Here is a 4,835-nt window from a genome sequence, read left to right as displayed (position 1 = left end):
CAAAAATTTCTCACAATACAAGATGTCAGAGGGGTGAATCTGCCTGCTCTTGTTGTGAGGTTTTCTGCCAGCAGGCAGAGACGCCGTTTCAATGTATCAAACAGTCACTGTGAGGCAAATTGTGCCCGCCATATCGGAACAGGATGGGGAATCGCTTGGCCTGGAGTCCCGGCAACTGCCAAGGCACATTGCCATCATTATGGACGGCAATGGTCGCTGGGCATCGCGACGCGGGTTTCCCCGTATCGAAGGACATCGTCAGGGGGTCAACAGTGTACGGACGATTGTCGAAGAAGCCACACGACTGGGCATCGAACAACTGACCCTCTATTGTCTCAGCAGCGAAAACTGGAAACGGCCCGCGCTGGAACTGAATCTGCTGATGCAACTTCTGAAAAAGTTTGTGATCGGCGAGCGGGAAGAGATCATGCGGCAGAATATCCGGTTCACGACGATCGGCCGTCGTAGCGATCTGCCGAAAGATGTGCTCGTGGAAGTCGACAAGACCATTCGCGAGAGCCAGGAAAATACGGGCATGCAACTTTGTCTGGCATTGAATTATGGCAGCCGCTCTGAAATTGTGGACGCCGTCAAATCAATTGTCGAGGAAGTCGAACAGGGAAATCTCAAACGGGAAGAGATCAACGAAGAAGTCATTTCAGCGCATCTTTATACCGCGGGCATGCCGGATCCCGATCTGGTGATCCGCACCGCCGGCGAAATGCGGGTCAGCAATTTTCTGTTATGGCAGATCAGCTATGCCGAGCTGTGGGTCACCGAGACCTATTGGCCGGACTTCTCTGTTTCTGATTTCTGGCAGGCGCTGCGCGACTTTGCCGCCCGCGACCGCCGTTTCGGCGGTTTGAAAGGATAACGCAGCATGCTGGGCTGGCGGTTACTTGTGTCTGCAATCCTGATTCCGCTCTTGTTCGGTCTGTTTTATCTGGATCAACGTGCGGGAGTCGGCGCGCCGTATCTGTTGGCGCTGTGTTGTCTCCTGGTTTTGCGGGGGAGCTGGGAACTGACGCATCTGCTCACGGTTCGCAATCTGACTCCCGGTTTTCCGCTGGTCTGTCTGCTGTCGCTTTTCATTTGCATTGCTGCCTGGATTCCCTTTCTGATTCCCTCCCTGCAGGACGGACAGACAAATCCACAGACGCTTTCATTAGCGCTGATGGCGGTGGCTTATGCGGTTTCGATTCTGTTGATCTTTCTGAAAGCGGCGATCCGTTTTCAGGAGTCGGGCCAGAGTATGGAAACCATCGGTGCGGAAATCCTCTCGGTCTCCTATCTCGGATTCCTGCTGGCGATGCTGGCAGAACTGCGCTGGGTGGCAGGCCCCGAGACCGGTTATCTGGCTCTCGGGTCGCTGATCATCAGTGCGAAAATGGGCGACATCGGCGGCTACACCTTTGGCCGGTTATGGGGCAAGGCAAAACTGGTACCGCGACTCAGTCCGGGCAAAACCTGGGTCGGCGGTTACGGTGCGATTTTTGGTGCCGCGCTGGGAAGTTTCCTCTGGTTTCATTTCACACCTTCGCTGTTTCACGCGGAGTGGACTGCAGCCCCCTGGTACTGGTCGATCCTGTTCGGGGCGCTCATTGGCGTGGTTGGGCTGGTGGGCGATTTGTGTGAATCGTTGATCAAACGGGACGTGGGGAAAAAAGACTCGGCCGAATTATTGCCCGGTTTTGGAGGCCTGCTCGATCTTTTGGACAGTCCGCTTTACGCCGGTCCGGGCGCATTTCTGCTCTGGAAACTGTTGCCGCTGGTCACAGTCGCCAATTGAAGCGGCCCGTGATCGGACCGCAGGTTACACCAGCGAAGAGTCGGCAGGCAATCCGAGAGTCTCGGTAAGTAAGCGTCGACGAGTCCTGCTTTCGCGAGTTCGGAAAGCGTCTTGTTTTCGGGAAGGTCAACCGACTTCAACAGGATCAGTTCCTCGGCAGGCCAGGTGAGAGCAACCCAGGCGGCGATCGAATCGCTGGTCACATCCCACGAAGTCGGCAGGTCTGCGAATTGCGGGGACGAGGTCTCTTGCAAATAGGTGAAACAACAGAGAATGGGAATACGCTGCTTTTTCCAGGCGGCGGCTGCTTCTGTCTGAGATGTCACGATGCACGAATCGGGCAGTAAGTGACAGAGCAGTTGCTCGTTCAGCATCATCGCCTGAATGGCGAGCCAGTGCGCGGCTGTTGCTCCCAGTTGATGTGTTTGATCCCAGTCGCGAACCAGGTTTGCTGCAGCGCCGCCTCCACAGACGATGAGAGGTTGCCTGTTTTCCAGACCGTCCCGCAGCCGCGCAAGCCGCGCTGCCAGATCCGGTAAGTCAAACAGGCTGCCTCCGATTTTGATGACCGCTGTTTTCATAAAATCAAAAACCGATCATGGTGCCGATGTGGAAAGCGTCTCGATTCCGTCAGCGTTAGTCGATGATTTTGGAAATCTGATATTCGACAAGGCCGCAGGCGCCCGCTGCTTTCAATTTGGGGACGATGGAACGGACAATCGTTTCTTCCATGATCGTACTGATGGCGACCCAGTCGGGATCGGACAGTGAAGAAACGGTGGGTTTCTGCAGCGCGGGCAGCAGATTGAGTACGTTTTCGAGGTCGGATCGTTCCACGTTCATCATCAGACAGACTTTGCCTTCCGCCGCGAGACAGGATTCGAGCATCATGGCGATGTTTTCGAGCTTCTGGCGCTTCCACGGATCGGCAAATGCTTTTTTGTTGGCGATGAATCGGGTGGTACTCTGCATCAGCTCTTCCACGATTCGCAGATTGTTGGCACGCAGAGACGATCCGGTTTCGGTGACTTCGACAATCGCATCCGCCAGCTTGGGCGGTTTGACTTCGGTGGCTCCCCAGGAGAACTCGACGTTCGCTTTCACGCCGTGTTTTTCCAGATAACGCTCGGTCATGCCGACCACTTCGGTGGCAATGCGTTTACCTTCCAGGTCTTTGACACTTTTGATCGGAGAATCTTCGGGCACACATAAAACCCAGCGGACCGGACGGCGGCTGACCTTTGAGAAGAGCAGTTCACAAACCTCATGCACGTCGGCGTTCGTTTCCAGAATCCAGTCTTGTCCGGTAATTCCGGCGTCCAGAATGCCTTGATCGACATAACGGGCCATTTCCTGAGCGCGAATCAGTAGACATTCGATTTCATCGTCGTCGATCGTGGGATAATACGAGCGGGATGAAAATTTGATGACGTAACCGGCGCGTTTGAATAATTCCGCCGTCGATTCCTGTAAGCTTCCCGCGGGAATACCGAGTTTTAAGACCTTATCAGACATGGCTCTTGATTTTCTGAATTCGTTGGTTGAATGCGTAATGTGTGTGATATTAACGGTTTATATTTAATGCCCCAGCCTGGTATCGGAAACAACCGGGGGCCGAATCGTGTGTGACTGTGAAGGGTCTCTTCCCTGCAAAAATCCCGTGCGCGTACTCTAACAGCTAAAAAACCGTAGTTCCAGTAGCCCGGAAGAAGAATGTTCCCAGAAATTCCCAATCTGTGGACTTCCATCAAAGGCGGAGTTTCTCTAGGATCGTGCAGATACTCACTCAGAATAAACGATTCCGGGTGATTTTTCACTGCAGGGGTCTGAATATAGAAATTGTTTCCACAGATATTTTTTAACGAGTAAGGAGAAAGTCCTCGATGGCCGAGCAAAAAGCCACCAACGTCACATGGCACGAACACCGTGTTTCCAAAGCAGAACGCTGCAAACAAAACGGACACAAAGGTGCCGTACTTTGGTTCACCGGATTAAGTGGATCCGGCAAAAGTACCATTGCGAATACCGTCGATCACAAGCTGTTCGAAATGGGCAAGCACACTTTCGTTCTCGATGGCGATAACATCCGGATGGGGCTCAACAAAAACCTGGGCTTCTCTCCCGAAGATCGTACCGAAAACATCCGCCGCATCGGTGAAGTTTCCAAATTGTATACCGACGCCGGTATTCTGGTTATGACCGCTTTCATTTCCCCTTATCTCGAAGACCGTAATCAGGTTCGGGAAATCATGGGTGATGGCGAGTTCATTGAAGTTTTAGTGAAAGCCTCTCTGGAAACCTGCGAAGAACGCGATCCAAAAGGCCTTTACAAGAAAGCCCGCGCCGGCGAAATCAAAGGGTTCACCGGAATTGATGCTCCATATGAAGCGCCCGAAAATCCGGAACTGGTTCTGGACTCCGATTCCAAAGGCATCGATGAACTGGCTGACGAAGTCATCGCTTACCTCGAAGCGAACGGCTACCTTTCAGTCTAAGTCGACCGCGACAGCAGAAATGTTGTTGCAGCGAAAATTAAAAACCTCAGGCAGCGAAATGTTGTCTGAGGTTTTTTCGTATGCGTGTGCGATTTATTTTACTACCACGAAAAACACGAAAACTCACGAAACGTATCAGGTGTGGTAGCTTTCAATGCAAAGTGGGTTGACGAAGACCGTAGTAAACAAACCGTGGGAAATTGCTGAGCACTCATCAATTACCGCATTGGATTTTCTTTTTAATGCAGGTCATCAGGAACCTTTTTATATTGATTTGTTGAAAACATTATTTGCATATTGTATCTACAGTTGCAAAATGAAAGTCTATGTTTCGTAGTTTATGGACTTGGAGTCGTTTATGGCAAATCGCAGCCAAAAGAAAAAATTGGTAATTGTGCTCACTCTCTTTTGCTGTCTTATCTTCTCGCTCTATGCCTTGAAAATTACTGATTCGATGCTTGATTTTATGGTAGAAAATAAAACGAGTGAAGAGCACATGCGAAAGGTGGCTTGGTGGATATTAGCCTTTGCAGACGAAAATGGAAAGTTTC

General features: G+C 51.6%; 6 protein-coding genes. 4 read left to right on the top strand and 2 right to left on the bottom strand.

The window, feature by feature from the left end:
- Positions 1-121 precede the first annotated feature (121 nt).
- Both Q0294_RS20515 and Q0294_RS20510 read left to right on the top strand, forming a co-directional pair.
- On the top strand, positions 122-874 hold the full coding sequence (locus tag Q0294_RS20515) for an isoprenyl transferase (protein WP_299469183.1): 753 nt from the start codon (positions 122-124) through the stop codon (positions 872-874).
- A 6-nt stretch (positions 875-880) separates the two neighbouring features.
- Positions 881-1,789 carry a phosphatidate cytidylyltransferase gene (locus tag Q0294_RS20510; RefSeq protein ID WP_299469181.1) on the top strand — a complete coding sequence of 303 codons (909 nt, stop codon included), beginning with the start codon at positions 881-883 and terminating at the stop codon, positions 1,787-1,789.
- Here Q0294_RS20510 and Q0294_RS20505 read toward each other — a convergent pair.
- Complete coding sequence (locus Q0294_RS20505; protein ID WP_299469179.1) at positions 1,726-2,370, bottom strand: hypothetical protein; 645 nt, start codon at positions 2,368-2,370, stop codon at positions 1,726-1,728. The two genes, Q0294_RS20510 and Q0294_RS20505, sit on opposite strands and share 64 nt — an antisense overlap.
- Positions 2,371-2,425: 55 nt before the next feature.
- Positions 2,426-3,304, bottom strand: a complete 879-nt coding sequence (hisG, locus tag Q0294_RS20500; protein WP_299469177.1) for an ATP phosphoribosyltransferase — start codon at positions 3,302-3,304, stop codon at positions 2,426-2,428.
- Between the two features lie 368 nt (positions 3,305-3,672).
- Here hisG and cysC point away from each other — a divergent pair, with 368 nt between their 5' ends.
- Both cysC and Q0294_RS20490 read left to right on the top strand, forming a co-directional pair.
- Positions 3,673-4,284, top strand: a complete 612-nt coding sequence (cysC, locus tag Q0294_RS20495; protein ID WP_299469175.1) for an adenylyl-sulfate kinase — start codon at positions 3,673-3,675, stop codon at positions 4,282-4,284.
- 358 nt (positions 4,285-4,642) lie between these two features.
- Positions 4,643-4,835, top strand: a 193-nt coding sequence (locus Q0294_RS20490; RefSeq protein WP_299469173.1) for a hypothetical protein, incomplete at its 3' end; no start/stop codon positions are given.

Origin of the sequence: uncultured Gimesia sp. (genome assembly GCF_937919775.1) — a bacterium.
Taxonomy (GTDB): domain Bacteria; phylum Planctomycetota; class Planctomycetia; order Planctomycetales; family Planctomycetaceae; genus Gimesia.
Note: the sequence above shows the minus strand (reverse complement) of the source record. Positions and strands in the feature narration are given on the sequence as shown.

Excerpts from the sequence above, each read along its gene's own strand:
- Q0294_RS20510 (WP_299469181.1), top strand. The coding sequence starts at position 881 with ATGCTGGGCTGGCGGTTACTTGTGTCTGCAATCCTGATTCCGCTCTTG.
- Q0294_RS20505 (WP_299469179.1), bottom strand. The coding sequence starts at position 2,370 with ATGAAAACAGCGGTCATCAAAATCGGAGGCAGCCTGTTTGACTTACCG.
- hisG (WP_299469177.1), bottom strand. The coding sequence starts at position 3,304 with ATGTCTGATAAGGTCTTAAAACTCGGTATTCCCGCGGGAAGCTTACAG.
- cysC (WP_299469175.1), top strand. The coding sequence starts at position 3,673 with ATGGCCGAGCAAAAAGCCACCAACGTCACATGGCACGAACACCGTGTT.